General features: G+C 56.6%; 23 protein-coding genes. 15 read left to right on the forward strand and 8 right to left on the reverse strand.

What is annotated here, in order from left to right; genetic code table 11:
• Positions 1 to 205 precede the first annotated feature (205 nt).
• From pntA to IPN69_21510, 5 genes are all read left to right on the forward strand, one after another.
• The gene (gene pntA, locus IPN69_21490) at positions 206 to 1,825 is read left to right on the forward strand and encodes a Re/Si-specific NAD(P)(+) transhydrogenase subunit alpha (protein ID MBK8813280.1); all 1,620 of its coding nucleotides are present in this window, start codon (positions 206 to 208) and stop codon (positions 1,823 to 1,825) included.
• 107 nt (positions 1,826 to 1,932) lie between these two features.
• Entirely contained in the window at positions 1,933 to 3,330 is a 1,398-nt protein-coding gene (gene pntB, locus IPN69_21495) for a Re/Si-specific NAD(P)(+) transhydrogenase subunit beta (protein MBK8813281.1), read from the forward strand.
• A 545-nt stretch (positions 3,331 to 3,875) separates the two neighbouring features.
• A complete protein-coding gene (locus tag IPN69_21500) occupies positions 3,876 to 4,334 on the forward strand; it encodes a hypothetical protein (GenBank protein MBK8813282.1) in 459 nt (152 codons plus the stop codon).
• A 110-nt stretch (positions 4,335 to 4,444) separates the two neighbouring features.
• Positions 4,445 to 4,822, forward strand: a complete 378-nt coding sequence (locus IPN69_21505) for a VOC family protein (protein ID MBK8813283.1) — start codon at positions 4,445 to 4,447, stop codon at positions 4,820 to 4,822.
• Between the two features lie 366 nt (positions 4,823 to 5,188).
• The gene (locus IPN69_21510) at positions 5,189 to 6,124 is read left to right on the forward strand and encodes a bifunctional hydroxymethylpyrimidine kinase/phosphomethylpyrimidine kinase (GenBank protein ID MBK8813284.1); all 936 of its coding nucleotides are present in this window, start codon (positions 5,189 to 5,191) and stop codon (positions 6,122 to 6,124) included.
• Positions 6,125 to 6,178: 54 nt separating this feature from the next.
• On the opposite strand, the gene IPN69_21515 is transcribed toward IPN69_21510, so the two are convergent.
• Positions 6,179 to 6,466: a fibronectin type III-like domain-contianing protein gene (locus IPN69_21515; GenBank protein MBK8813285.1), complete on the reverse strand. Its 288-nt coding sequence runs from the start codon at positions 6,464 to 6,466 to the stop codon at positions 6,179 to 6,181.
• Between the two features lie 310 nt (positions 6,467 to 6,776).
• Here IPN69_21515 and IPN69_21520 point away from each other — a divergent pair, with 310 nt between their 5' ends.
• The 3 genes from IPN69_21520 (at position 6,777) to IPN69_21530 (ending at position 9,291) form a co-directional block, all read left to right on the forward strand.
• Positions 6,777 to 7,532 (forward strand): hypothetical protein, encoded by a 756-nt coding sequence (locus IPN69_21520; GenBank protein MBK8813286.1) that lies wholly within the window; start codon positions 6,777 to 6,779, stop codon positions 7,530 to 7,532.
• 114 nt (positions 7,533 to 7,646) lie between these two features.
• Complete coding sequence (locus IPN69_21525) at positions 7,647 to 8,408, forward strand: enoyl-ACP reductase (protein MBK8813287.1); 762 nt, start codon at positions 7,647 to 7,649, stop codon at positions 8,406 to 8,408.
• A 91-nt stretch (positions 8,409 to 8,499) separates the two neighbouring features.
• Entirely contained in the window at positions 8,500 to 9,291 is a 792-nt protein-coding gene (locus IPN69_21530; GenBank protein ID MBK8813288.1) for a TIGR00730 family Rossman fold protein, read from the forward strand.
• A gap of 17 nt (positions 9,292 to 9,308) precedes the next feature.
• On the opposite strand, the gene IPN69_21535 is transcribed toward IPN69_21530, so the two are convergent.
• Positions 9,309 to 9,713 (reverse strand): hypothetical protein, encoded by a 405-nt coding sequence (locus IPN69_21535; protein MBK8813289.1) that lies wholly within the window; start codon positions 9,711 to 9,713, stop codon positions 9,309 to 9,311.
• Between IPN69_21535 and IPN69_21540 the strand changes: the two genes are divergently transcribed.
• The gene (locus IPN69_21540) at positions 9,695 to 10,015 is read left to right on the forward strand and encodes a divalent-cation tolerance protein CutA (GenBank protein MBK8813290.1); all 321 of its coding nucleotides are present in this window, start codon (positions 9,695 to 9,697) and stop codon (positions 10,013 to 10,015) included. The genes IPN69_21535 and IPN69_21540 overlap by 19 nt on opposite strands.
• Positions 10,016 to 10,087: 72 nt before the next feature.
• Here the strand turns inward: IPN69_21540 and IPN69_21545 are convergent, their stop codons facing one another.
• The 6 genes from IPN69_21545 to IPN69_21570 form a co-directional block, all read right to left on the reverse strand.
• A complete protein-coding gene (locus tag IPN69_21545) occupies positions 10,088 to 11,074 on the reverse strand; it encodes a M48 family metallopeptidase (protein MBK8813291.1) in 987 nt (328 codons plus the stop codon).
• A gap of 87 nt (positions 11,075 to 11,161) precedes the next feature.
• Positions 11,162 to 12,352 (reverse strand): class I SAM-dependent RNA methyltransferase, encoded by a 1,191-nt coding sequence (locus IPN69_21550; GenBank protein MBK8813292.1) that lies wholly within the window; start codon positions 12,350 to 12,352, stop codon positions 11,162 to 11,164.
• 66 nt (positions 12,353 to 12,418) lie between these two features.
• On the reverse strand, positions 12,419 to 13,336 hold the full coding sequence (locus tag IPN69_21555) for a hypothetical protein (GenBank protein MBK8813293.1): 918 nt from the start codon (positions 13,334 to 13,336) through the stop codon (positions 12,419 to 12,421).
• A gap of 43 nt (positions 13,337 to 13,379) precedes the next feature.
• Complete coding sequence (locus IPN69_21560) at positions 13,380 to 14,057, reverse strand: hypothetical protein (GenBank protein ID MBK8813294.1); 678 nt, start codon at positions 14,055 to 14,057, stop codon at positions 13,380 to 13,382.
• Between the two features lie 100 nt (positions 14,058 to 14,157).
• Positions 14,158 to 14,415, reverse strand: coding sequence for a hypothetical protein (locus tag IPN69_21565; GenBank protein MBK8813295.1), 258 nt, complete (start codon positions 14,413 to 14,415; stop codon positions 14,158 to 14,160).
• Between the two features lie 163 nt (positions 14,416 to 14,578).
• Positions 14,579 to 17,680 carry a VCBS repeat-containing protein gene (locus IPN69_21570; GenBank protein MBK8813296.1) on the reverse strand — a complete coding sequence of 1,034 codons (3,102 nt, stop codon included), beginning with the start codon at positions 17,678 to 17,680 and terminating at the stop codon, positions 14,579 to 14,581.
• Positions 17,681 to 17,811: 131 nt separating this feature from the next.
• Between IPN69_21570 and IPN69_21575 the strand changes: the two genes are divergently transcribed.
• The 6 genes from IPN69_21575 to IPN69_21600 all read left to right on the forward strand — a co-directional run bounded on the left by IPN69_21575 (position 17,812) and on the right by IPN69_21600 (position 23,951).
• The gene (locus IPN69_21575; GenBank protein MBK8813297.1) at positions 17,812 to 19,794 is read left to right on the forward strand and encodes a winged helix-turn-helix domain-containing protein; all 1,983 of its coding nucleotides are present in this window, start codon (positions 17,812 to 17,814) and stop codon (positions 19,792 to 19,794) included.
• 103 nt (positions 19,795 to 19,897) lie between these two features.
• Positions 19,898 to 21,490 (forward strand): methylmalonyl-CoA mutase family protein, encoded by a 1,593-nt coding sequence (locus IPN69_21580; protein ID MBK8813298.1) that lies wholly within the window; start codon positions 19,898 to 19,900, stop codon positions 21,488 to 21,490.
• Between the two features lie 32 nt (positions 21,491 to 21,522).
• The gene (locus tag IPN69_21585) at positions 21,523 to 22,077 is read left to right on the forward strand and encodes a hypothetical protein (GenBank protein MBK8813299.1); all 555 of its coding nucleotides are present in this window, start codon (positions 21,523 to 21,525) and stop codon (positions 22,075 to 22,077) included.
• Between the two features lie 439 nt (positions 22,078 to 22,516).
• Positions 22,517 to 22,762, forward strand: a complete 246-nt coding sequence (locus IPN69_21590) for an Arc family DNA-binding protein (protein MBK8813300.1) — start codon at positions 22,517 to 22,519, stop codon at positions 22,760 to 22,762.
• Positions 22,759 to 23,154, forward strand: coding sequence for a type II toxin-antitoxin system VapC family toxin (locus tag IPN69_21595; GenBank protein ID MBK8813301.1), 396 nt, complete (start codon positions 22,759 to 22,761; stop codon positions 23,152 to 23,154). Before IPN69_21590 ends, IPN69_21595 begins: the two co-directional genes overlap by 4 nt.
• Before the next feature lie 65 nt (positions 23,155 to 23,219).
• Positions 23,220 to 23,951 (forward strand): hypothetical protein, encoded by a 732-nt coding sequence (locus IPN69_21600; protein MBK8813302.1) that lies wholly within the window; start codon positions 23,220 to 23,222, stop codon positions 23,949 to 23,951.
• Positions 23,952 to 25,402 lie beyond the last annotated feature (1,451 nt).

Below are 25,402 nucleotides of genomic sequence, written 5' to 3' on the forward strand. Positions count from 1 at the left end.
GCGGAACGAGGAATCATTTATTTTAGCCTTTTTCTTTCGCCTTTTGCCCTTTGCCTTTTGCCCTTTGCCCTTTGCCTTTTCCCTTTTGGCTTCCCTTTTCCCTTTGATTAATATCGTTCCGAATGATTCACCGTATTTCTAATCAAACGACGTTTTTGTTAAAAGCCATTAACTGCGATAATATTTCTTCGAATTTGGAGAATCTATGACCACTACCGTAGAAACCGAAACCACAGAAAACTCAACCACGAAAAAAGCGATGAAAATTGGAGTCCCGAAGGAGGTCTTCGAAGGGGAATGCCGCGTTGCGGCAACACCCGACACGGCGAAGAAGCTTCAGCAGCTGGGCTTCGAGGTCCTGATCGAAAGCGGTGCCGGCGAGAACGCAAGTTTCTCGGACGACGCATTCGCGGAGGCCAATTGCCGGATCGTGAACGACGCCGCGGAACTCTGGTCCGAAGCCGACGTAATCCTGAAAGTCCGCCAGCCGATGGAAAACCCGAAAACGGGAAAGCACGAGGCGGACCTTTTAACTGAAGGCAAGACGCTGATCAGTTTTGTTTGGCCGGCCCAGAACAAGGAATTGCTCGAGAAACTAGCCGCCCGCAAGGCGACGGTTCTCGCAATGGACGCCGTGCCCAGAATCTCGCGTGCCCAGAAAATGGACGCGCTCAGTTCGATGGCGAATATTGCGGGTTATCGCGCGGTGATCGAGGCGGCGAACAACTTCGGGCGCTTTTTCACCGGTCAGATCACGGCCGCCGGAAAGGTTCCGCCCGCGAAAGTTCTCGTCATCGGTGCCGGCGTCGCCGGACTCGCGGCGATCGGCGCGGCCCGCAGCCTCGGCGCTATCGTCCGCGCGTTCGACACGCGACCGGTCGTTAAGGAACAGGTCGAGAGTATGGGTGCCGACTTCCTCGAACTTGAATTCGCGGAAGACGGAACCGGTGAAGGCGGCTACGCCAAAGTGATGTCGAAGGAATTCATCGATGCCGAGATGGCGCTTTTCGCCGATCAGGCTCGCGACGTCGACATCATCGTCACGACCGCGCTGATCCCCGGGAAAAAGGCTCCGACGCTGATCACCGAAGCAATGGTCTCGTCGATGCGCGAAGGCTCGGTCATCGTCGATCTCGCCGCCGAACAGGGCGGAAACTGCGAGGTCACAAAACCGAATGAAGTCATTGACTACAAAGGGGTTAAGATCGTTGGACTGACCGATCTCCCGAGCCGGATGGCGAACCAGTCGAGCCAGCTTTACGGCACGAATCTCTGGCATCTGCTCAAGGATATGGGCGGTTCCGAGAATTACAAGGTCGACCTGGACGATGAGGTCGTGCGCGGCGCGCTCGTCACGCAAAACGGCAACGTCACCTGGGAACCTCCAAAACCCGCCGCCGTCGCGATCCACACATCCACAACGCCGAAACTCGTGGCCGCCGCGGCGGCGGAGGCGAAAGCGAAGGCGGAATCGGGATTCAAGAATCTCGGCAGCCTGATCCTCGTGATATTCGGCGTCGTCGCGCTGACCGGTATCGGAATGTCGGCTCCGTCAACGTTTATTTCGCATTTCACGGTTTTTGTCCTTGCGTGCTTCGTCGGCTGGCAGGTCATCTGGAACGTCACGCCGGCGCTCCATACGCCTTTGATGAGCGTCACGAACGCGATCAGCGGGATCATCATCGTCGGCGGAATGCTGCAGCTGACGACCGAGTCGCCGTCAACTACAAAGATCCTCGGCACGATCGCGATCTTCGTCGGAACGATCAACATCGCAGGCGGCTTTCTCGTAACTCAGAGAATGCTGAAAATGTTTCAAAAATAAAGATGTCATTGGTTAATCGCTAGTTGTTAATTGCGTGTCGATTAGCAATAGGGCCCGCGAACGTCGCCCAAACCGTTAACCATTTTCGATCAACGATCAACAAAACAATGTCTGATAATCTCTTAACAGTCGCATATATCGTCGCGAGCGCATTTTTTATCCTTAGCCTGAGCGGTCTTTCGAATCCCGAAACATCGCGCCGCGGCAATCTCTTCGGCATCATCGGAATGTCCATCGCGTTCATCGCGACCGCCGTTTTCAAGGTACACGACTACGGCATTCTCGTGGCGGTCATCATCCCGGCGGTGATCATCGGCGCGACGCTTGCCGCACGCGTCGCGATGACCTCGATGCCCGAACTCGTCGCGATACTCCACAGTTTCGTCGGATTGGCCGCCGTGCTTGTCGGTATCGGCAGTTACGTTAAGAACGAGACCTTCAAGACGCCGGCCGAAGCGACGATCCACGAGATCGAGATCTTCATCGGCGTGTTCATCGGCGCCATCACATTCACCGGTTCGATCATCGCCTTCGGCAAGTTGCGCGCGATCATCAGCAGCAAGCCGTTGACGCTGCCGGCGCGCCATTTCCTGAACCTCGCGATGATGCTCGTCACTTTTTATCTGGGCTATCTTTTCGTCCAGGGCGACCACAACGCAATGATGCCGCTCTTGATCATGACGGCGATCGCATCCGTCCTCGGCATTCATCTGGTCGCGGCGATCGGCGGCGGCGATATGCCGGTCGTAGTTTCGATGCTCAACAGTTACTCCGGCTGGGCGGCGGCGGCGGCGGGATTTATGCTCTCGAACGATCTTCTGATCGTCACCGGAGCCCTTGTCGGATCAAGCGGCGCGATCCTGAGCGCGATTATGTGCAAGGCGATGAACCGTTCGTTCATCAGCGTCATTGCCGGCGGGTTTGGAAGCTCAGGCGGTTCGACACCGGCTTCGGGCGAGCAGCCTGAAGGCGAAGTGACGCCGATCTCGGTCGAGGAAACGGTCCACCTTTTGACCGAAGCGCGCCACGTGATCATCGTTCCGGGATACGGGATGGCGGTTGCGCAGGCGCAACACGCCGTCGCGGAGATCACCAAGATCCTGCGCAAGAAAGGCATCGAAGTTCGTTTCGGCATCCATCCGGTCGCCGGTCGGCTTCCAGGGCATATGAACGTGCTGCTCGCCGAGGCAAAGGTTCCTTACGACATCGTTCTCGAAATGGACGAACTGAACAAGGACTTCCCGGAAACGGACGTCGCGCTGGTGATCGGCGCCAACGACACGGTCAATCCGGCCGCCTTGGACGATCCGAACAGCCCGATCGCCGGGATGCCGGTTCTCGAAGTCTGGAAAGCGAGTTTCGCGATCGTGATGAAGCGCGGTATGGCGAGCGGCTACGCCGGCGTAGAGAATCCTCTGTTCTACAAAGAGAACACGCGAATGCTCTTCGGCGACGCGAAAAAGAACGTCGATGCGATGCTCGCGCAATTGATCGAGAAAAAATAGGTCAACAAGAATCGAAGGATTCCAGATTCTAAGAATTCCAGATTCCAAGGATTCAAGATTCCAAGGATTCCAAGGATTCCAAGAATTCCAAGGATTCCAAGAATTCCAGATTCCAAGAATTCCAGATTCCAAGAATTCAAGATTCCAAGAATTCAAGATTCCAAGAATTCAAGAAAGAATCAAGATTCACAATTCAGGAATCACTGTATTCGAGTTCGGCCCAAAATCCGGAATCTTGGAATTCTTGGAATCTTGGAATCTTGGAATTCTTGGAATCTTGGAATTCTTGGAATTCTTGGAATCTTGGAATTCTTGGAATCTTGGAATTCTTGGAATCTCGGAATTCTTGGAATCCTGGAATTCTTGGAATCTGGAATCCTGGAATTCTTGGAATCCTAGAATTCTTGGAATATGGAATCTTGGAATTCTTGGAATCTGGAATCCTTGGAATCGTGGAATTCGTGGAATCCTTGGAATCTGGAATTCCCGGAATCCCGAACCTTGAACAACGGAGTTGTCCGGTTCCGCATCAAACCCTTCGACTTATGAAGAAAGCAATCTTATTTTTCAGTTTCGCCGCGTTGCTTTTCGCCTTCACGGTGCAGGCGTCGGCGCAAAAGCAGATCGAACCGCAAGTTCAGCGCGATCCGCTGCTTGAGGCCGATGCCAATCATAATCTTGAAGTCGCACAAAATTATTTTCGCACGCGAAAGGCGTATCGTGCGGTCTTGCTCCGTTTCGAAGAGACCTTTGCCGCTTATCCTGATTATTCGAAGATGGACGAATTTCTATTCATCGCCGGGATGAGCAGCTTCTATCTTGCCGACAACAAGGGCAAGCAGAAACTCTCGCCGAATGCATCGGACGACGAGAAGAAGAAATACGCGCCCGAAAAACTCCGCGAGGACGCGGTCGTCTACTTCAATATGATCACGGAGAAGTTTCCGCAAAGTAATTTTAAGGCGGAGGCAGTGAAAATGTTGAAGCAATTGGAAAGGAAGTAGTTCGGCGTTCCGTTGGGAGTTCCGCCTTCAGGCGGCGTCCGCGCTAATTTTCAGTCGACAGCCGTCCAAGCCGCCTAAAGGCGGAACTCCGAACGCGGGAGCTCCAAGCTATGAACCTCAACCAAGTCACCGTTTTTTCCGCAAACACGGCCGCGCTGGTCGAATTCTACAAAAAGCTCGGCCTGCGATTGATCGTCGATTCCCTTCCGCGTTACGCCCGATTGGAATGTCCGGACGGCAATTCGACACTCTCGGTCCACTCCACCTGCGTCGCGGAAACGGATTCGAACATAGTTCTCTATTTCGAGTGCGACGACCTCGACGCAAAGGTCGATGAGCTCAAACAAGAAGGCTTCGAATTCGAAGAAGAACCGAAAGACCAAACCTGGCTCTGGCGCGAAGCCTACCTGCGCGACCCTTCAAACAACCGCATCTGCCTCTACCACGCCGGCGAAAACCGCAAGAATCCGCCGTGGAAGATCGAGTGATTTGCGATTTGCGACTTGCGATTGCCAAAACTCCGAAATTCGAAATCCAAAGACAGCCCGTACAAAGTCCTTGATTCCATAGTAGAAAACTTCCTTCCCGCGAATCGGCGCGAATACAAATCTGATCGGAAGGCCGGCTCGGTTGACCAAATTCGAAAAGTGCCGATCTTTCGCGCGGGCTTGGAGCGGAATATTTCCAGCGAGGATTCGCGACGATTCGAGGGCAAAGCTCGCCAACGCGTAATATGGGATATTCCGAGATTGAAACCCCAAGATCACGTGCGGCTTTAACGTGTCTATGCTAATCTTTCACTTTGTTTTTCGATATCAAAATTTCAAGATTCAGATCAGAGGAATATTTTCTATATGTCTTTAACAGTTGTAGGTTCGGTCGCGTTCGACGCGCTTGAAACTCCATTCGGCCAGCGCGACAAGATCCTGGGCGGCGCAGCGACGCATTTTTCGCTTTCGGCGAGTTTTTTCACGAAGGTCAACGCCGTCGGCGTCGTCGGAAACGATTTCGGCGATGAGGAGTGGGCCGTTTTTGAACGCCATTTCATCAATACCGACGATATCGAGCGCGTCGCCGACGGCAAAACCTTCTTCTGGCGCGGCCGTTACGACTACGATATGAACACGGCGCATACGCTCGATACGCAGCTCAATGTTTTCGAGACCTTCGATCCGAAGCTCTCGGAGAATTCGAAGGGCGCGCGCCTTCTGTTCCTCGCGAACATTCTTCCGATGCTCCAGAAACAGGTTCGTGAACAATGCGCGAACGCCGAGTTCGTCGCGATGGACACGATGAATTTCTGGATCTCTTCAATGAAGGAGGCGGTCATCGAGACGCTGAAAGTCGTCGACTGCATCATCATCAACGACGCCGAAGCGCGCCAGTTGACGGATGAACCGAACATCCACAAGGCGGCGCGAAAGATTCTTGCGTACGGACTCAAAGCGGTTGTCATCAAACGCGGCGAGTACGGCGCGACGCTCTTCACCGATGACACCTATTTCGCTTGCCCGGCGTACCCGCTCGAATCGGTCTTCGACCCGACGGGTGCGGGCGACACTTTCGCCGGCGGTTTTATGGGTTATCTCGCGAGTCAGAAAGAGATCAACGACGAAACGCTTCGGCGAGCGATGATCTACGGTTCGGTGATGGCATCGTTCAACGTCGAGAAATTCGGCACCGAGCGCGTCGATGCGCTCGACTATCCCGAGATCAATGAGCGCTTCCGCAATTTCAAGCGGATGACCCATTTTGACGAGATTCCCTTCGAACGCAGCATCGGCGCATAGACACAAACGAATCGGGCGGCATAAGCGGGAGCGTGCCGCCCGATTCGTTTGTGTCTAATTGGTCAACGCAAAGGCGTCGGCGAGGCGAATGTCCGCCGCCGACGACCCGATCATCAGATCGAAATCGCCGGGTTCGGCGATCCATCGAAGCCTCTGGTCATAGAATGAGAGTTCTTCTTTGTCGATCGTGAATCGAAGAATCTTCGATTCACCGGCGTCGAGTTTGATCTTTTGGAAGTCCTTGAGTTCCTTGACGGGCCTAACGAGCGATGCAAACCGGTCACGCAGGTAAAGCTGAACGACATCCTCGCCGGCGAACTTTCCGGTGTTCGTGATCTTCATCGTGACTTCGATCTTCTCATCCGCGCGCCGGCGTTGTTACCCAAACATCGATCGCGAGCGCGTTCACGGACAGGAGATGACCAAGCACAGCCGCACAAAGCCGGCGACAAAAGAATTGGTTCATCTTGAAGTAGCGATTCATTCGGATGCCTGAACAGAATAGTGGTTTTTGCCGACACGCGCCAACTTCCTGGCAGGTTCGGTCAAATGTTTCGCCACGCTTTCCTTTTTTCGGTTTTATGGTTGTTACGTTGGATTGTTGGGTTTATTATTACTTTACTTTTCCCAAATCTGGTTGTCTTAGTAAAAAATGGTCAAGCAAAACGAACGTCTGCTCGCGGAGTTTGGGAATCCCACTCCGAACTATTTGGTTCTGGGAATCGGCGCCTTTATGCTGGTCGGCCTGTTGGTCGGATTGATCTGGTCGATCGCTGCCGGAAGTGGTTTTGCTGCAGTTCTTTTCGGTCTCTCAGCGGTCGGATTGGTCGCCTTGTTATGGTTGAACTTCGCGCACTGGCGGAAACTCTCGGCCGGTGAACGCAATCGCAATTTGCACTGGGAGATCGATCTTCCGGAAAGCCAGCGCCTTAAACTCAGCCGCGAAGTTGTCGAACTCGCCCGGATTCTCGAAATCCCGCGCGAGCAACTCAGCGATCTGCTTTCGGCCTACATCGTTGCGCAGGATCTGGCTTTGCGTCAGATCCAGCAGGAAGCGCGGATGCCGGTCCTGAGGCACGTTGTCGTCGGGAACACTCCGTTCGACGGCGTCATCGTGAAAGGCGATCTGATCACGTGCGTCGAGGTGACGTTTCTCGTGACGCCGATCGTCAGCCAGGAAAAGATCAATATCGTTCTCAAAAAGGTCGCGGCGCCGATGAAATCGCTGAAGAATCTCAAGATCGATGCGCGCGTGCGGTTGCTTTTGGTGCTTGTCACGCAGCTTGACGACGCGGCCGAAGCGCAGCTCCGTTCATCGCTCGTGAAGAAGTTCGGTTCGACGCCCGTCGATGTCGACATCCGGCTTCTTGATTTCGAGGCGCTTCAGAAGATTTACGCGATGGATTAGCATCGACGATCGTTCGTCGTTTATTGTTGATCGATCGTGTTTGGCGCTTGAGTCGGTTTTTTTGACATTCGAATGCGAACCAATAACAATTAGCCATTTACGATTTACAGAAATATGCTTCAAAACAAAGTAGGAATGGTCTTCGGCGTCGCGAACAAGCGTTCGATCGCCTGGGCGTGCGCCGATGCGTGTATGAATCAGGGCGCGACGATAGCCTTCACGTATCAGGGCGAGAGGTTGAAGGAGAACGTCCAGAAACTGACGAAGGAGATACCGGAGACGCTCGTCGTTCCGTGCGACGTGACGAACCAGTCGGAAGTCGATGCTGCATTCAAGGCGGTCGGTGAAAAGTACGGCAAGCTCGACTTTTTGATCCATTCGATCGCTTTCGCCCCGCGGGAGGCGCTCGAGGGCGAGTTTTTGACGACAACCCGCGAGGCGTTTCTGACGGCGATGGAGATCAGCGCGTTTTCGCTGCCGCAAGTCGCGCTGGCGGCAATGCCGCTGATGAAGGACGGCGGAAGCATCGTCACAATGAGCTATTACGGCGCCGAGAAGGTCGTGATGAACTACAACGTGATGGGAGTCGCGAAGGCCGCCCTCGAGGCTTCGACCCGTTATCTCGCGGCCGATCTCGGTCCGCGCAACATTCGCGTAAACGCCATCAGCGCCGGCCCGATAAATACGCTTTCGGCCCGCGGGGTGAAGAATATGGGCTCGCTGCTCAACTATGTCGGCGAGAAGTCGCCGCTCAAGCGCAATGTCGAGGCGAGCGAGGTCGGAAACACCGCTCTTTTCCTGGTAAGCGACCTTGCGTCGGGCATCACCGGCGAAACGATCTACGTCGATTGCGGATACAACATAATGGGAATCTGAGTTCGGAGTTCCGCGTTCGGAGTTCCGGAGTTCCGGGTTTGGAGTTCCGCCTTCAGGCGGCCCGCCGCGGCCATTTACCAACAAACAAAGAATGACAATCAAGAGACTTAAGAAAAACAAGCCGATCATTGAGCCGAAGACGGTCGCGGAAGCAAAAACGCTCCTTGAAAAGGCGTATTGGCAACTGACGGACGACGAGGTTCTGCTTCGTTCGCCGGAACCGGATGACGAATACAAGGCATCGGATTCGTGGCGCGTGCTTCGAATTATGAGCGAGTTCGTTTACGGATTCGACAATCTCGCAACGATCACGCGCGGCGTTTCGGTGTTCGGCTCGGCGCGGACCAAGGAAGGCGAACCGGAATACGAAGCCGCGCGCGAAACCGGACGGTTGCTTGCCGAAGCCGGATTCGAAGTGATCACCGGTGGCGGTCCGGGAGTGATGGAAGCCGGAAACCGCGGCGCCTTTGAAGCGGGCAAGGTCTCGGTCGGCTGCAATATCGAACTTCCGTTCGAGCAACAGGCGAACCCGTACCTGACGAAATCGCTGACCTTCAAGTACTTTTTCGTTCGCAAGACGATGTTCATCAAATTCTCGAACGCCTATATCATTTTCCCCGGCGGGTTCGGAACGATGGACGAACTGTTCGAAGCGCTGACGCTGATCCAGACACGCAAGATCCGCAACTTCCCGGTCGTCCTTTTCGGATCTCAATACTGGCGCGGACTGCTTCAGTGGCTGGCATCGACAATGGTCAACGAAAAGAAGATCAATGCCGAGGACCTCGGATTGCTTCATCTCACGGATTCCCCGAAAGACGCCGTCGATTTCATCATCCGAACCTGCGAAGCCTCGGAAAACGGCAATGGGGTGGGGTTTTGAATTTGCGATTTGCGATTTTAGATTTGCGATTTTGGATTGAGGAGATTCAAAGAATTCCAGGGATTCCAGAGATTCCAAGATTCCAAGAATTCCAGGGATTTGAGGGATTCCACGGATTCCAAGAATTCCAGTCGATTCTGAGGAATCTTGAATATCTTGAATATCTGGAATATCTGGAATATCTGGAATCTGGAATATCTTGAATCTGGAGTAGCTGGAATAGCTGGAATCTGGAATATCTTGAATCTGGAATATCTGGAATCTGGAATATCTTGAATCTGGAGTAGCTGGAATATCTGGAATATCTGGAATAGCTGGAATATCTGGAATATCTTGAATATCTGGAATCTGGAATATCTGGAATAGCTGGAATCTGGAATATCTTGAATCTGGAATCTTCCCGATGATCGTCGTTCTGACAACAACTCCAAGTATCGCCGAGGCCGAATCGTTGGCCCGGAAGATCGTCGAGTCGAGACTTGCCGCTTGTGTGCAGATCCTGCCGGCAATGGCGTCGGTCTACATCTGGAACGGATCCGTTCAGTCCGACACCGAACATCTCTTGCTGATCAAAACCCTTGCCGAAAAATATCCCGAGCTTGAGCGGTTCATTGTCTCGAATCACAGTTATGAGGTTCCGGAGATCGTCGCTCTCAATGCCGATCAGGTTTCAAAAAGCTACCTTGGCTGGATGATCGAAAACCTGGCGAAAGAAGCCAAATAATAAGAAAGACCACACGAAGCCTTTTTCGCCTGGTCTTTGCGCGAATTCGCGGTTTGAAGATCTATCGGGCGACTACTTCTTCATCAGTTTTTCGTAGTCCCCGCTATCGACCCATTGAAGAATTTCGGAAACACGCCAGACCGGGAATGGATGCGTCATTCCGGAGTTGATGATGTTCGCCCATAACCAATCGAGAGCGTTGTCGTCGTAGTTCTTCTGGAACTCGCGCGCCTGCGCGAGGAACTGGTCGTAATCCATCTTCGACGCGAACGTCCCGCCGCACAGCTTCATCATCGTCCGCCCGATGACGTGCGGGTCCTGTGTTACGAGCAATCCGGCGCGGTCGCAAGAGAGTTCCGCTTTTCGCGCCCACGCGAGCAGAGCGCTCGAGATGGTCGCCGAGACTATTCCCTTGATTATTTCCGAACCCGGGATCATTCGCGCCAGCGAAGCATTCATCAACGCCTCGATCAGCCGCGCCGCCGTCAAATAAAGCACGTGTTCGGCGTGAATATGGCCGACCTCGTGCGCGATGACGGCCAAAGTTTCTTCGTCCGTAAGCCGCTCGAGCAACGCCGAATGAAGGACGATCGCGTGTTTCTGGGCACCGAAGGTAAACGCGTTGACGACCGGATTCTGCTGGACATACATATCGGGCAGTTCGACGCCGAGCGTCGTGCAGGCCACCTGAAGCTTCGCGTGCAGGTCGGGCATCTGTTCGGGGCTGACTTTGACGGCGCTCGCCATAAAGATCACGCGTACTGCCGATTCGCCGGTCACCTGAAGGAGTTTCTTGAGCGCCGTATCGACTCCCGGGATCGCCTTCAGCGCCGCCAAAGCCTTGCTGTCGGCCGGATGAACGTATTCGTGCTTGCTGAGATCGGCAAACTTCTTATGCGGTTCGTTGGAAAGCGGCAGCTTGCACTTGCCGCAGTTTGCCTGGCGATTTACAAAGTCTTCCTTGACACCGTTCTTCTGGCCGCAATAGCGGCAGCGAACGAAATGACTCTTGCTGATCGCCGACGATGAGTTGTCGGGTTCCGGTTTCTTTCTTGCCATACTTCTGAAGTTTAGTTTAGTTGGTCGACCTTATTCAAACGGCTCCGTCGCGCCGGTATGTCGTACGCCGCCGCCGCCGCGGTTGTTTCACTTTCGGCGTGAAAGGATGACGACGGTTTCGACGTGATGCGTCTGCGGAAAAAGGTCGAAGGCTTTAATGGATCTCAGTTCGTAGCCGTTGTCGACGAGTATCCGGAGATCGCGCGCGAGCGTCGACGGTTCGCACGAAACGTAGGAAATCGCGGCCGGCGCGATTCTGATCAGAGTCTCGACCGTCTCCTTTTCGGTTCCGGAGCGTGGGGGATCGAGCAAGACGAGGTCGACTCCGGTCAGATCCGCCTCGTTCCCTGTGAGCCAGCGCCCGACTTGTTCGTCGAAAATCTCGGCATTCTTGAGTTTCGCGTTTTCAAGGTTCTTTCTCGCGAGCGCGACCGCCCGCTGACCCGATTCGACGCCGACGACGCGTTCGAATCGCCGAGCCAGCGGCAAGGTGAAAAGCCCGACCCCGCAATAGAGATCGAGCGCGAAAGCGCCTTTCAACTCGCCGACAGCCGCCTCGATCAACGGTTCGATCAGAAACTGGTTTCCCTGGAAGAAACTTCGCGCATCGTATGTGTAACGATCCTCGCCGTTCCGGAAATCGAGTTCGAGTGTCGGTTCGACCAGTTCCTCGGAATAGACCGAAACTTGGCCTGACGAGCTTGCGGCCTCGATCTCGATCGATTCCGCCCAAAAACTGTCCCATTCGATCTCGTTTCGAATCTCGGCCAGCGAAGATTCAAGTTCGGGGGTCAGGATCGGACAACCTTTGATGTCGATTATCTCGTGCGAACCGCGTTTGAAATAACCGAACATCCGGCGGCGCGTATCGGCGTGCCACTGCGCGCGAGAGCGATAGCCGAACTCGAACGGACTCGGGACGATCGAAATATCCGCATAGTCGATCTTGCCGATGCGCTTGAGCGAGTCGCGGAGGATCCCGACCTTGGCGCCAAGTTGCGCTTCGTATTTCAGATGTTGAAAATCACAGCCGCCGCAGCGCCCGAAATACTCGCATCTCGAGGAGACGCGATCGGGCGACGCGTCGAGGATCTCGACGATCTCAGCGAATGCGATCCGTCCCTTCACCTGATTCACACGCACGCGCAAACGGTCGCCCGCCGCCGCGAGCGAGACGAACAAGGTCATATTGTCGGCAAAACCTATGCCGAAACCGTTCGGAACGATCCGCTCGATCGCGACCTCGATGGTTTTACCGATTTTGAATGAGTTGGACAATGAAGGATCTTAGAGGCGACAAATTCCGGCGACCCACTTCGTGAATCGCCGGTATATACGGACAAATCAATAGCCGGGCTGTTGGCCTGACGGCGCGCCCCAAACCGGCGGCGGCGGCGGCGTTTGCTGGAAGTTGTTGCCGTAGCTGCCGAAAACGCTCTGGTAGGCGGCAAAGATCGATGCGCTGATGATCGGGGCAACGAAGACGATGCCGATCAAACAAGCGAGCGCCCCGCCGATCACCATCAAAGCAAGGAGCAGCATCAGCAAAAACAGCCCGCCGATATTGGACAAACCGGCGCGCATACTCAAAAGCATCGCGTCGATCCCGGACATGCTTCGTTCGGCGATCAACGGATAAACGAAAGTCGTGAGCAAAGAGATCACGAAATTCACGATAACTACAAAAAACAAGATGCCCAGCATCGCAAACAGGATGCCGCCAAGCGCGGCGGGATTTATCTCGCCACCTTTGAACATTCCGGCCGCACCCATCGCTCCGACTCCGAGAGCGGCGCCGGCCCCAAGCGTCACGAGACCGATGATGAACTGAAAGAGCGCCATTACGATCGCGAAGATCAAACACGGGACAGCTTTCGACATTCCGGAAAACAGCTCGCCGAAATCGGCGACGCCGGTATTCACTTTCTTCGCCAGCGCCGAATAGATCCCGCAAACCAAAACTCCCGACACCGTCAGAACGATCACGTTCGTGAAAAGGCTGATGACCATCGAAATGATCTGCGGCACGATCGACATCGCAATTGCCGCACCGTCGGATCCGCGACCGCCGGCCGCGCCGAAGACCGTGGCGATCGCGAACGTAATGACATTATTCAAAAGTCCGAGGATGATGGCGATGATAAACGTGATGATCCCGGCGACGAGCGTCATTCCGAGGAAGATCCAGTAATCGTCCTTGATGATTCCCCAGCCTTTTTCGATACTTCCGACCGGACTTACGGCACCCGACTGATAATCCATTTTTTCTTCTCCCGTTTCAGATTCAAGACGTTTGTACCACAGCTTAGAGATAAAACAAACTCAAGCGCGGAATTCCGGCAGCATCGCGGATTTTCTTCCGAAGCATCAAGTCGAAGGTGCGATCATACGCCTCCGGATCCATCGCGCTTCGATTCGGCGCGAGCATCGTTTCGACCTCGGATCGGAACGTCGCGGCGGATTCGGCGGCGAGCAACTGCCGGTCGATCATTTCATCGAGAATGTCGAGCGACTGTTCGAGTTTCTCGGCGCCTTCGCGTTCGTCCGCGAGAACGCCGAGTCGTTCGCAAACTCGCTGAAGCGTTTCGCGCAATCCCGGATCGATCGCATCGGCCGCCATTTCCAAAAACCGTGTTCGAGACTCCAGAAGGTGCTCGACGATCGACGATTCGGAGTTCGATCCATCGATTTCGCCGGACGAGTCTTGGGGCGCAGCACCGACACGCGTCTCGACCCATTCCTCGAACTGGGCCTCGATCTCTTCACGGCAATAGGCGAGACTCTTGACGGTTCGAGTTCGCTTCGGCTGTTTGTCCCAGATATCGAAAACACTCTCGATCGCGCGCAAGACGATATGCAGCGGAACCTCGCGTTCGTGCCACGCGTCGATCAGCGCCCAATCGAGCGGCGATAACACGAGATTCTTCCCGCGCCGGCGTACAAAAGCTTCTTCGATCTCAGTATAGTAATTGTAGTAATTCATCCGATTTGTTCGGAGTTCCGCCTTCAGGCGGCGTCAATATTAATCCTACGGTCTCGAGATCCTGAGACCGAGCCGCGTGAAGGCGGAACTCCGAACCCAATCAACACGCGATCCGCATTCGTCTTAGCGCCCTGATATCGTCGGGTGTGAGTTCAAGTTCCGGATCGTCGGGGATCTCGTCCGGACCCTTGGCGATCTCCTCAAGCGCGATCTCAAGGCGCATCGAAAGATTCGGCTCGAAACCGAGTTTTCGAACGTTCTCAACGGCCTCGCGTACGGAGCCCGACTGCTCCACGGCTTCATTGATTGCCTGGCTGAGCTTATCCAATGCGCTCTGTAATCTGACGTCGCGTTCCATCGTTCCTTTAGATGCTACGCATGAGGCCGGACATAGTCAAAACCGTACGCGATTTTCAACGGGAATCCAGCGGAGATGTCTATCGCGGCATCCCGGCGGCAGAAGAAAAGACGCGGAACGGACATCGCGCCGCTCCGCGTCATTGGTTCAGTTCAAGAACGTCCTAAGGCACGAACGCCGCCGGAACCGCCGTATCCGAAGCAGCTCCGAATGCCTGTATCAACACTCCCGCCGTCGACCGCTGGAGATACCAGGTTAAATTCGAGGGCCTGAACACCGCTGTATCGAACCGACCGTCGCCATCGTAATCGCCCGGCACCGGAACATCGCCGTTTGCACCGAATTGGGACGAATAATATGTGAAATTCTCGCTCCGAAGAACGAACCACTCGCCCGTCGAAGGTCGCCAGAGCGCGACGTCGGACTTGCCGTCGCCGGTATAATCTCCCGGCACTTGCTTATCGGTCGAAGCCCCGAACGTGACGGCGATAACGCCCAAGGTTGACCGGTTGAGCCACCATTGTCCGCTTGCCGGACGGAAGATCGCGATGTCGGTCTTCCCGTCGCCGTCATAGTCGCTCGCGACCGGACGGTCACCGGAACTGCCGAACTGCACGTTCGTCGTACCGCCGGTCGAACGTTGAACATACCAGGTCGAATTGCCGGGGCGGAAGACGGCGGCATCGGTCTTTCCGTCCCCGTCATAATCGCCCGGAACCGGCACGTCGCCGTTCACACCGAACGGAAAACTGTAGAACGTCGAGTTCTCGCTTCGAAGCACGAACCATTCGCCCGTCGATGGACGGAAGATCGCGACGTCGGTCTTCCCGTCGCCGGTAAAATCGCCGGGCGTCAGCCGGTCGCTCGAGTTTCCGAACGTGTAGACTATCGTCCCGGCGGTGCTCCGGTTCAGCCACCACTGACCATTGGACGGACGAAAGATTGAAATATCGGTGCGAGCGTCACCGTCAAAATCAAATGGTGCCCTTCCGAACACCGCCGATTGATTGATCGTCAGTGTTTGGCCGGCGGCGTTGATCGTTCCGATGCGCTGAACCCCGGTGTTGTTGGGCGCGACCGTGAAGCTGACCGTTCCGTTGCCCGTCCCGCTTACCCCTCCGGTGATCGTGATCCAACTCGGGGCGTTGCTTACCGAACTCCACCCGCAGGCGCTGTTCGTGGGCGTCACATTCGTGCTGCCACCGCCGCCCGGGCCAGTGAAATTCTGGGTCGAAGGATTGATCGAATAAGCGCAGCCATTGTTTTGCGAAACCTGAAAACTTGCCGTGCTCTGGCCCGTTCCGTTGTTGTAAAGAACGTTGATCAGCGCGTCGCGGGGCGGTCCCGTGTTCGCGGCGACGGTATAGTTCACCTGTCCTCCGAGAACGCTGTTTACCGTAACCCAGGCTGTATTGCCGGTAGCCGTCGGTGCCGCGCAGCCCGTCGAGTTCAGATAGACAAAATTCGAGCTGATTCCGCCGACCGGCGCGAGTATCGAGGTCGGACTGAACCTCATATCAGCGCAGATGTTCCGTGCCGCCGAAAATTCCGAGGTATTGTTGACCGAATCGGTCGCCGTCGCGGAGACCCAGTTCGAAGTCGTCGCCGAAGTGACTCCGAAATTCAGGCTGAACGTCGCATTGCCGGTGCCGTTGGTCGTGACCTGTGCAGTGCCGAGAAAATTCCGGCCCTCGCCGAATCCTGACGCATCGGCCGATGAGTTTCCGAAGAACTCCAACGTGAATGTCTGGTTCGGCGCGCTGTTGAACGTGCCTTCGATCGCAACCGACGCCGACAATGATCGGACGAACGTGATGACCGGATAGTTTTGAAGGTTGTTCGGGCCAGAGTCGCCGTCGCCCGGATCGTTCGGCGTCACTCCGACCGGCGTCAGTTCAATGCCAAGGTTGTCGTTGGAGAAGATCCGGTTTCGGCGAAAGCCGTTCCGGATTCCGCCATCGGAATAGATGCCGTTGCGGTTGAAGGCGATCAGGTTCCCCTCGTTCGCGCCGGTGCCACCGATGGTGTTGTCGAAGGTGCCGGCGCCGACCAAGACCCCGTCGAGCGCGTTCCCGAGATCGGTGTTGCCGCCGACATTTGTCCCGATCAGATTTCCCTGCACCAGGTTCTTCGAGGTGTTTGAATCGCCGATAAAGACGCCGAACCCGTTTGCGCTGATGACATTGCCGAGGCCCGGCATTCCGATCTTGTTGGGCCCGCTGCTGATGAAGTCGGTCATACTGCCGGCGGCGTTCAAAAGCGCGACGCCGCTGGCGCCGTTGCCGAGCGGAGCGCCGCTGCTTTCGGTCGTTCCGATGAAATTCCCGACAATGAGGTTGCTGATCGCGCCGGCTCCATCGAGAGTTATCCCGTCGTTGTTGTTGCCGCTGATAATGTTGCGCGTCAAACCGTTGAGATCTCCGATTATCACGCCGAACGCATTCGACAAACTTATCCCGTTTCCGGCGTTGCCGTTGTCGGTAACCCCGTCGCTCGTGCCAATGAGATTGTTCATTATGAAGATTCCTTCGTCCGGAAATCGGTCGAAGCTCGGTGACGCGGATATGAAGATGCCGTCGCCTCCGTTGGCATAGATCTTATTTCGGTGCTGGGGCTGGTCGCCGCCGATCGTGACATTGCGGCTGTTCTTGTTCGTCGTCCCGCCGGCGAACCCTATACTGATTCCGGCGCCGGCGTTGTTGCGGATCTCGAGCCCCTCGAATTTCGCGCCGTTCAGGGCTTGCGCGAAGATTCCCGCAGTCGGGAAGTTTTGGATGACCAGATTTCTGACCTGCGATCCGGACTCGGTTTCGATCGTGATGCCGAAGTTTGGAGCGACCAGGCCCATCCCGTCGAGAACGACCCGCCCGCCGTTGGGCTTCAGGCCGTCGACGTCGTCGTTCTTGCCGAGTATGGTCAGCCCGAACAAGGTTCCGACATCGTTGGTGAAGACGATGTCGTCCGCAAAACTCGCACCGATGCCGTTGACCGGCACCCAGCCGAACGCGGCGCACGGCGGCGGCGAGATAGCAAGAACCCAGCTGGCGCCGGAGATCTGCGCTTTTTCACCGTCCGTGATCGATCGCATATTCCCGCCGCCGCGCGCGAGTTGTGCCGCTTCGCCGAGGCTCAGCTTGTCGTCACAGACATTGCTGATCGCCGGCGAGTTGACCGTCAATAACGCGCCGCCGAAGGCGTTCTGACCGAAAGCCGCCAAAACGAAGGCCCAAAAGATACTCCACCTGATAAACGTTTCCTTTCTCATCGCTTCCACTCCCGCCAACCAGAATTCCTTGCTGTCCGCCAAGGGATGCTGATACTATTGCGAAATCGGCACGGCAGGTCTTTAGCTTTCGATTAGTTTTTTCTTTGTATTCTCTTGGCATGGACAACCCGTTGAAAAAACAAGGTTTGTATGAGTTCGGCGAATTTCGGCTCGATTCGATCGAGAAGCGTTTGACGCGAAACGGGGAGACGATCCGCATTCAGCCGAAAGCTTTCGATCTGCTTTCTCTTCTGGTCCAAAATCAGGGGCATCTCAAAACCAAGGACGAGATCCTGCGGGAAGTATGGTCCGACACGGTTGTTGAAGAAAACAACTTGTCAATCAACATCCACGCTCTCCGGAAACTGCTCGGGGATGCCGGCAAGTCGATCGAGACCGTTCCGCGGCGCGGCTATCGCTTCAAAGGCGAAGTGCGGGAGATAAACATCGGGAACTTCGCCGTTGAACAGAACATCTCGAACATCACCGTGCGGCAAACGGCGACCCCCACCGTCATCGACGGCACATCGGTCATCAACCAGCAAACCGTCGTTTTTACTGAGGACGCCGCTTCGCAAGTGGCGGACAAACTGCATCAGAGAATACGGCGCCACAATCTGCGCCTCATCGGCGCGGTTCTCCTGGCTCTCTCACTCGCGGGCATTGCGTATTATTTCCTGCGCCCGAACCGGCGCACAACCGGGGTCCCGTTTCCGTCGAATGTTGTTCTTGATTCGCAGGTCCGGACGATCGCTGTGCTCCCATTCAAAAATCTGACGAAGGAACGACGAGACGACGCTCTGTCGATCGGTTTGACGGATTCGCTGATCACGAAAATGGGGTCGATGAAACGGATTGCGGTCCGCCCAACAAGCGCTGTCTTGCCATTTGCCGATGGGGCCTCACCGCGGGCGATGAGCGAAAAACTGCACGTCAGCAGCGTCCTGGAGGGAACGGTTCAGCGGATTGGGAATCGATTGAGGGTTTCGGTTCAACTGGTTGCGATGCCCGAAAACAAGGTTCTTTGGGCAAGAAGTCTGGAGGAAGACTCGACCGACCTGCTGAAGATTCAAGAGTCGATCGCCGTTCAGATCGCAAGTTCCTTACTCGAAAACCTCACGCTTGAGGAACGAACTCAGCTCGCGCGGAACGGGACAGATAGTCCTGAAGCGTTTCAACTGTATCTTCAGGGTCGGTACCTTCTAAGCCGCCGAACCGTCGACGACTTGAGAAAGAGCATCGACGCGTTCGAACAGGCGGCGAGCAAGGACCCGTCGTTTGGGCTCGCCCACGCCGGACGTGCCGACGCCTATCAACTCCTGGCGGAGTACGGGGGAATGCCGGCTTCTGAAGCCTTTGAGAATTCACGGCAAGCGAGCAGCAGGGCACTCGAGATCAATCCGGACTCAGCAGAAGCGCGGACGAGTTTGGCATATACGCTTGCCTTTTACGATTGGAATTGGTCAGAAGCTGAAAGCGAATTTAGGTTGGCGATTTCGCGAAATCCGAATTATCCCACTGCGCACCAGTGGTTTGGCGAATATCTCACGACGTTTGGAAGATTCGATGAGGCTTTGGTTGAGATCCGCAGGGCGGAAGAACTCGATCCCACCTCGGCGATCATTCAGACCGACATCGCTGCGATCTACTATCTTACGCGCCGTTTCGACCGGGCCGTGGAACAATCAGACCGAGTCCTTGAGGCCAACCCGTCATTCCCGTACGCCTTGTCATACCGGTGGATCTCGCTCGAACAGACGGGTCAGCTGGAAAAGGCGCACGAATCGCTGGCCGCGCTCGATGCATTGTTTACTCCGCCGGCGGCCAACGCCCGTTCGAGCGAGGCGTTTCGGAATGGAGGCTGGCGGGGATTGTGGCAACTTAAATACGATTTGACAAAAGAACCGCAGTTCGAAGGGCTTTGGAACAACTATGTCAAGGCAATGTCGGCTTTGCGGGTCGGTGAATATGGCGAGGTCTTTTCTTTACTCGAAAAGGCGGCGGTTTCGCGCGAACGTTGGTTTGTCAATCTGAAATTTGACCCTCAGTGGGATCCGATCCGTACCGACCCGCGCTTCGCCGAATTGATCCGGCGGGCAAATCTGGAACCATAGCTATTAAAGCTTAAGTCGCGTCGAATTCCCCGCAGAGCGTCGTCCATCGGTACCTGGATCGGCCTCGGGAATGACTTGGGAAGTATGCTAATCTAAGGGTGTTATGGCTGAACGACGCGAGAAATTCGAGACTTCTTCGGGCATCGAACTGCCCAACGACTTTAATCCTTCCAACAGCGATTTCGACTACGAACGCGATCTGGGCAACGCGGGCGAATTCCCGTACACGCGCGGCGTTCGGCGGAATATGTACCGCGGTCGCTTCTGGACGATGCGCCAGTACGCCGGGTTTGCGACCGCCGAAGATTCGAACAGGCGATACAAGTATTTGCTCTCGCAGGGGACCACCGGACTTTCGGTGGCGTTCGATCTGCCGACACAGATCGGGCTCGATTCGGACGATCCGCTCGCCGGCGGCGAGGTCGGAAAGGTGGGCGTCGCCATCGATTCGCTCGACGATATGCTCACGCTTTTCGACGGGATTCCGCTCGATCAGGTTTCGACGTCGATGACGATCAACGCCACGGCCTCGACGCTCTTGTGCCTTTATCTTTCGGTCGCGCGGAAACAGAACGTCGCCTTCGACAAGGTCAACGGCACGATCCAGAACGACATTTTGAAAGAATACATCGCGCGCGGAACCTACATTTATCCGCCGAAACCATCGCTCAGACTGATCACCGACATCTTTTCGTATTGCGCGAACGAGGTTCCGAACTGGAACACGATATCGATCTCGGGCTATCACATCCGCGAGGCGGGATCGACGGCTGCGCAGGAGATCGCGTTCACGCTTGCGGATGCGATCTGTTATGTCGAATCGGCGATCAACGTCGGTTTGAAGGTCGATGATTTCGCGCCCCGTTTGTCGTTCTTTTTCAATTCGCACCTCAACCTGTTGGAAGAGGTCGCGAAGTTCCGCGCGGCGCGCCGGCTATGGGCGCGGATAATGCGCGATCGTTTCGGAGCAAAGGATCCCAAGTCATTGATGCTCAGGTTTCACACCCAGACGGCCGGTTCGACTCTGACGGCGCAGCAACCCGAGGTCAACATCGTGCGGACGACGATCCAGGCGCTCGCCGCGGTGCTCGGCGGAACGCAGAGCCTGCACACGAATTCGATGGATGAAGCGCTTTCGCTACCGACCGAAGCGGCAGCGCGGATCGCGCTCAGGACACAGCAGGTAATCGCCTACGAATCGGGCGCAGCGGACATCGTCGACGCGCTCGCCGGTTCGTACGCGATCGAGGAACTGACCAATCAGCTCGAAGCGAAGGCGGTCGATTACATCGGGAAGATCGATGTGATGGGAGGGATGCTCAAGGCGATCGAGAACGGATTTCCGCAACACGAGATCCAGGACGCGGCGTATCAATATCAAAAGGCGGTCGAGGGTGAGTCGGCAATCGTCGTCGGCGTCAACAAGTTCCACATCGACGAGGACCACGCGATACCGATCCTCAAAGTTGACGAGAAGATCGAACGTGCACAGGTCGAACGCCTCCGCGCCGTCCGCGAAAAGCGCGATAAAGTGAAAGCTGACAATGCTTTGGCGAAGATCGAGGAAGCCGCGCGAGGCGATGAGAATCTGCTTCCGAGGATATTGGAGGCGGTTGAATCATACGTGACCGTCGGCGAGATCTCGCACCGTTTACGGAAAGTCTGGGGCGAATATCGGGAAGCCGTGACGGTTTAGGTTTGGAGTTCCGCCTTCAGGCGGCCGACTAAATGAAAAAAGTAATTGCAATTTTAGTTTGTTTCGTCTTGGCAATCTTGATCGTGAAGTTTGTGCCAATGCCAGAATTTTTGAAATCGCCCTACAAAGCTGAAGTTGTCGAAACTTGGGAAACGCAAAACTCGCCATTTCGAATTCGTGTCGACAAACACATTGAGCGTGGCGGTTTTGTGGCGGCTCTGAACGGCGCTTATTACGTTTTTCACTCTGAATCCGGCAAGGACTCAAATCAATGGCGACAAGTTGCGGAGATTCGCCAAGACGACCCGAACGACATTCCGCGAGATCAAGTTCGTTTTGCCGGAAATAGCGTAGGATATTTCTTTATCGGGAATGACTACGCCGTCACAAACGATGCCGGGGAGAGTTGGCGCATTTCAAAGATTTGCCAGTTTTTGCGAACCGATGAGCAGTGCGCGGGAATCAAAGATCTCCTTATTTTCTCAAACGGAATGGGTGAAGTAAGAATACATTCATCTTCAAAATACAAGGATGGGTTGAAAATCTTGAAGACGCCGGATTTTGGCAAAAGCTGGCGCGAAGAATAACGGCCTGCCGAACCAGGAAGCGCACCAAACGCGCAAATCAGTTAACGTTCTATCAAGGAGAAAAGATCTGTAGCTGGTATCGGTTTTATTATTGCTACGGTTTTTTGGATTTCTATCGTTCAGCAAACAATATCGGAAGGAACGGTACAGTGGCTCGGAATCGCTTTTGGAGCCTTCCTCATTTTGAACATCGCAGGCAATATCCTGTTCTACATTTTGTCCAAATCCCTACTTGGATACAGCCATGACGGACGCCTGATCCTGGCGGGATTGGCGGGACGCGGAACGGGCATTATTGGTCTGTTCGTCGTTAATTATTACCTCAACATCATTCCTGACAAGACATCGAATCAACCCGAACGGAGCACATCATCGTGGCTGAAAATCTTGACGTTTCTCCAATTTGGAACCATAATGGAACCGCTAAGGAGGTATTGAAATGGCTACGACTTTGACCTTGAAGAACATTCCTGACGAACTGTACAGGCGACTCAAGGAATCGGCGGAAAGCAATCGGCGAAGTTTGAACAGCGAAGTGATCGTGCGTCTTGAATCGGTCCTGGTTCCCGGTCGGATGACGGTTGGCGAACGTTTGTCGAGGGCACGTGCGCTTCGCGCAGCGTTGCCGGAAGTTAAATTCGGGTCGAAGGAAATCGATGCATTCAAACGCGAGGGCCGAAAGTGATCGTTGTCGACAGTAATATCATTGCTTACCTCTACCTGCCCGGCGACTTCACCGAGAAGACAGAGTCGTTGCTCGAAAGCGACGCCGACTGGGCCGCGCCTTTGCTATGGCGTAGTGAATTCCGCAATATTCTCGCTGGCTATTTGCGTCGCAAGACGCTTACGTTTCAAGCCGCATGCGAATTGCAGCTGGAGGCAGAAGGCCTTTTGGCCGGCAACGAATACGAGGTGGACTCGCGCCTTTTGCTTGAACTTGTTCGCGAAAGCGACTGTTCCGCATACGACTGTGAGTTCGCAGCATTGGCGATATCGCTTGGCGTTAACCTCGTAACGATGGATGCGAAAATTCTGAAGGCATTTCCCAAACTCGCAGTTCCTATTAGTAAAACGTAGCTTCAAACACAATTTAGGCTTACTATTATGAGTATTGATTGGTTGTGATTCGTTAGGAGGATCTCATGAAACGTAAAACAACGTGTTTCTGTGTTGGCGTCGTGACTTTCATGTTAGGTTCAATTTTCGCCTCGATATTAGTTGAAAAGAATAAGACCGTTATCGAAGCAGAAGTTCCAAATCTTATTGAACCGTTGGTTGCGCCGAAACCTATTGATTCTATTTATCCGCAAAAAAGTCCGCCTAAGAAATCGAGGTACCTGGAGGCGTTTGAGATAATACGATTTGACCCCGAATTTGAAGTCGCAGAAACAAAGGTTGAAGATTTATCAGACAAGCCTAATGATTTTGATTTGGATTTGTCACAAACGATAGAAAATCAAATAATCGCTTTGCATCCTTATCCGAACGATTTCAGAGAGTTCAAAATCGAACAGCAATTTGAAACCAGTATGTCAGTCTCAGACGAGGGGCCTCATTGGGATCTGACGGATTGGAAACACTACACATCAGAATGGAATGAAATTAAAAGACTTGAAGGAAATCGATTCTTAACCTCGAAAGTCGGTCCATCAGATTATCAGAGATTCCCAAAGGTTACGAGCAAAGAAATTTCCGAGGCTGTTTCGAAAAGAGGCGGAAAGAAATGGGCGGATCATGTTCGTTCATGTAAAACTGCCACTGATGATCCGTGCTTGGTTAGTATTAGCCGAATAAGTTTCCGCATCATGGCAAAAGAAAACGGTAAATGGAACATCATCCACAAAATTAACTTCTTTCTTGCGATGGGATGTTGAATTAAATCGTTAGTTCCATTCCGTTTCAAAGACGACCGTTCGATTCGCGCGGATTTGGATCAAATGAATTGGAGGCTGTCTGCCCGGGGTGGGCGATTTTTGGTTCCGGGGGGGGGGTTTTTTTTTTGGGGGGGGTTGCCCGGGGGGGGTTATAACAAGAAAGAAGAAAAAGAAAAAAGGGGGGGGGGGTTCCCCCCCCCGTTCCGAACCAAACCCCCCCGGTGTTGGGGGGGCGGGGGGGCGGGGGGGGGGGGGCCCCCCGCCCGGGGGGGGGGGGGGGGGGGGGGGGGGGGGGGGGGGGGGGGGGGGGGGGGGGGGGGGGGGGGGGGGGGGGGGGGGGGGGGGGCGCCCCCCCGCGGGCCCCGGGGGGGGGGGGGGGTGGGGGCGTGGGCCCTTCCTTTTGCCCCCCGGGGGGGGGGGGGGGGGGGGGGGGGGGCGGCGCTTGTGGGGGGGGGGGGGGGGGGGGGGGGGGGGGGGCCCCCCGGGGGGGGGGGGGGCGGGGGGGGGGGGGGGGGGGGCGGGAGGAGCGTTTGTGGGGGGGGGGGGGGGGGGGGGGGGGGGGGGGGGGGGGGGGGGGGGGGGGGGGGGGGGGGGGGGGGGGGGGGGGGGGGGGGGGGGGGGGGGGCGGGGGGGGGGGGGGGGGGGGGGGGGGGGGGGGGGGGGGGGGGGGGGGGGGGGGGGGGGGGGGGGGGGGGGGGGGGGGGGGGGGGGGGGGGGGGGGGGGGGGGGGGGGGGGGGGGGGGGGGGGGGGGGGGGGGGGGGGGGGGGGGGGGGGGGGGGGGGGGGGGGGGGGGGGGGGGGGGGGGGGGGGGGGGGGGGGGGGGGGGGGGGGGGGGGGGGGGGGGGGGGGGGGGGGGGGGGGGGGGGGGGGGGGGGGGGGGGGGGGGGGGGGGGGGGGGGGGGGGGGGGGGGGGGGGGGGGGGGGGGGGCGGGGGGGGGGGGGGCGGGGGGGGGGGGGGGGGGGGGGGGGGGGGGGGGGGGGGGGGGGGGGGGGGGGGGGGGGGCGGGGGGGGGGGGGGGGCGGGGGCCGCCGGGGGGGGGGGGGGGGGGGCCCCGGGGGGGGGGCCGGGGGGGGGCGGGGGGGGGGGGGGGGGGGGGGGGGGGGGGGGGGGGGGGGGGGGGGGGGGGGGGGGGGGGGGGGGGGGGGGGGGGGGGGGGGGGGGGGGGGGCCCCCCGGGGGGGGGGGGGGACGGGGGCCCGGGGGGGGTTCGGGGGGGAGGGCCGGGGGGGGGGGGGGGGGGGGGCGGGTTTGGGGGTGGGCGCGCGGATGCGGTGCGGGGGCCCCCCGGGGGGGGGGGGGGGGGGGGGGGGGGGGGGGGCGGGGGGGGGGGGGGGCGGGGGGGGGGGGACGGGGGGGCCCCCCCCCCCCCGCCGGGGGGGGGGGGGGGGGGGGGGGGGGGGGGGGGGGGGGGGGGGGGGGGGGGGGGGGGGGGGGGGGGGGGGGGGGGGGG

This window comes from Acidobacteriota bacterium, from assembly GCA_016715115.1.
In the GTDB taxonomy this organism is placed as follows: domain Bacteria; phylum Acidobacteriota; class Blastocatellia; order Pyrinomonadales; family Pyrinomonadaceae; genus JAFDVJ01.

Excerpts from the sequence above, each read along its gene's own strand:
- pntA (MBK8813280.1), top strand. The coding sequence starts at position 206 with ATGACCACTACCGTAGAAACCGAAACCACAGAAAACTCAACCACGAAA.
- pntB (MBK8813281.1), top strand. The coding sequence starts at position 1,933 with ATGTCTGATAATCTCTTAACAGTCGCATATATCGTCGCGAGCGCATTT.
- IPN69_21500 (MBK8813282.1), top strand. The coding sequence starts at position 3,876 with ATGAAGAAAGCAATCTTATTTTTCAGTTTCGCCGCGTTGCTTTTCGCC.
- IPN69_21505 (MBK8813283.1), top strand. The coding sequence starts at position 4,445 with ATGAACCTCAACCAAGTCACCGTTTTTTCCGCAAACACGGCCGCGCTG.
- IPN69_21510 (MBK8813284.1), top strand. The coding sequence starts at position 5,189 with ATGTCTTTAACAGTTGTAGGTTCGGTCGCGTTCGACGCGCTTGAAACT.
- IPN69_21515 (MBK8813285.1), bottom strand. The coding sequence starts at position 6,466 with ATGAAGATCACGAACACCGGAAAGTTCGCCGGCGAGGATGTCGTTCAG.
- IPN69_21520 (MBK8813286.1), top strand. The coding sequence starts at position 6,777 with ATGGTCAAGCAAAACGAACGTCTGCTCGCGGAGTTTGGGAATCCCACT.
- IPN69_21525 (MBK8813287.1), top strand. The coding sequence starts at position 7,647 with ATGCTTCAAAACAAAGTAGGAATGGTCTTCGGCGTCGCGAACAAGCGT.
- IPN69_21530 (MBK8813288.1), top strand. The coding sequence starts at position 8,500 with ATGACAATCAAGAGACTTAAGAAAAACAAGCCGATCATTGAGCCGAAG.
- IPN69_21540 (MBK8813290.1), top strand. The coding sequence starts at position 9,695 with ATGATCGTCGTTCTGACAACAACTCCAAGTATCGCCGAGGCCGAATCG.
- IPN69_21545 (MBK8813291.1), bottom strand. The coding sequence starts at position 11,074 with ATGGCAAGAAAGAAACCGGAACCCGACAACTCATCGTCGGCGATCAGC.
- IPN69_21555 (MBK8813293.1), bottom strand. The coding sequence starts at position 13,336 with ATGGATTATCAGTCGGGTGCCGTAAGTCCGGTCGGAAGTATCGAAAAA.
- IPN69_21560 (MBK8813294.1), bottom strand. The coding sequence starts at position 14,057 with ATGAATTACTACAATTACTATACTGAGATCGAAGAAGCTTTTGTACGC.
- IPN69_21565 (MBK8813295.1), bottom strand. The coding sequence starts at position 14,415 with ATGGAACGCGACGTCAGATTACAGAGCGCATTGGATAAGCTCAGCCAG.
- IPN69_21570 (MBK8813296.1), bottom strand. The coding sequence starts at position 17,680 with ATGAGAAAGGAAACGTTTATCAGGTGGAGTATCTTTTGGGCCTTCGTT.
- IPN69_21580 (MBK8813298.1), top strand. The coding sequence starts at position 19,898 with ATGGCTGAACGACGCGAGAAATTCGAGACTTCTTCGGGCATCGAACTG.
- IPN69_21585 (MBK8813299.1), top strand. The coding sequence starts at position 21,523 with ATGAAAAAAGTAATTGCAATTTTAGTTTGTTTCGTCTTGGCAATCTTG.
- IPN69_21590 (MBK8813300.1), top strand. The coding sequence starts at position 22,517 with ATGGCTACGACTTTGACCTTGAAGAACATTCCTGACGAACTGTACAGG.
- IPN69_21600 (MBK8813302.1), top strand. The coding sequence starts at position 23,220 with ATGAAACGTAAAACAACGTGTTTCTGTGTTGGCGTCGTGACTTTCATG.